Raw genomic sequence first — 1,023 nt, 5'->3', positions numbered from 1 at the left:
CTAATCCACCACTCTGATCGAGGTTCACAGTACTGCGCATACGATTACCGGGTCATACAGGAGCAGTCTGGTCTGAAAACATCAATGTCGCGTAAAGGTAACTGTTACGACAACGCTCCGATGGAAAGCTTCTGGGGAACGCTGAAAAATGAGAGCCTGAGCCACTATCGTTTTAATAACCGGGATGAAGCCATCTCAGTAATACGGGAATACATTGAGATTTTCTACAATCGTCAGCGTCGTCACTCTCGTCTGGGGAATATCTCCCCGGCAGCCTTCAGGGAAAAATATCATCAGATGACTGCTCAAAAAAAGAACAAATGGTAGTGTCCGCTATTGCCAGTACACCTCACACACCCGGCAGAACGGGGAAGTCATATTCCCCGTTCTGTGTGGTGACATGGCTGAAAACACTTTTCAGAATCCCTGCACGGTTGTGTATGGAGGTTAGTGTAATGGTTGCGCCGTCCAGCGGTTCTCCCGTGGGCGTTTTAATCACACCTTTAAGCTGCGGCATCGGGACGCTCCGGCCAGTTGATGGCGTTATATGTGGCTTTATCTGTGATGGTGCTGAAATCCATCGCCTGCAGCGATTTCGCGTAAATACGACAGGCTTTCAGCTTTTCTTTATCTTCGTCGCTGATTAACCCCAGCAGCAGGTCTTCTTCCCATTCCCCTGTCCGGGCACTGACCTGAGCCAGAAGGGCATCACGCTCATCTTCCGCTTTGAGTCTGTAGTCAAAGACAAATTCATCATTGCGGTAAAACCAGTAACCCGGCGCGGTAATGCGGCGGTTGGCGGTAATATCAGGAACTTCAATAACACTGGCGTTACGGGGTTCAATGCCTGTCACATCCTTACCGACCCACACCACGCGCCCGTCTCCGGTGTAAGCTATTTTAATTGTGTCGCTGGCGAAATTCTTCGTAAGCGTCAACGGAGCACCGTATTGACGCTTATTTATTGGTGAGTGCTACGTTCCATGGCAGGAGTTCGTCAACACGGTTGGAAGGCCATTCCGG

At 50.1% G+C, this 1,023-nt stretch carries 2 protein-coding genes and 2 pseudogenes; 1 reads left to right on the top strand and 3 read right to left on the bottom strand.

Translation table 11 applies throughout. From position 1 onward, the window contains the following. Positions 1–327: integrase core domain-containing protein (locus tag BHE85_RS16330; RefSeq protein WP_146628194.1), on the top strand; the 327-nt coding region annotated here is incomplete at its 5' end. Between the two features lie 25 nt (positions 328–352). On the opposite strand, the pseudogene BHE85_RS16325 reads toward BHE85_RS16330, so the two are convergent. The 3 genes and pseudogenes from BHE85_RS16325 to BHE85_RS28460 all read right to left on the bottom strand — a co-directional run. Next, positions 353–517, bottom strand: a pseudogene (locus BHE85_RS16325) (carboxypeptidase-like regulatory domain-containing protein); the annotation flags it as partial. Then, positions 504–926 (bottom strand): annotated as a pseudogene (locus tag BHE85_RS16320) (tail fiber assembly protein); the annotation flags it as partial. The pseudogenes BHE85_RS16320 and BHE85_RS16325, both read right to left, overlap by 14 nt. A 31-nt stretch (positions 927–957) precedes the next feature. Beyond that, positions 958–1,023, bottom strand: a 66-nt coding sequence (locus BHE85_RS28460) for a hypothetical protein (RefSeq protein WP_371261907.1), incomplete at its 5' end; no start/stop codon positions are given.

This window comes from Shigella sp. FC1567 (genome assembly GCF_001743015.1).
Classification (GTDB): Bacteria; Pseudomonadota; Gammaproteobacteria; order Enterobacterales; family Enterobacteriaceae; genus Escherichia; species Escherichia coli.
The sequence above is the reverse complement of the archived record's forward strand: the minus strand, read 5'-3'. Positions and strand labels throughout refer to the sequence as shown.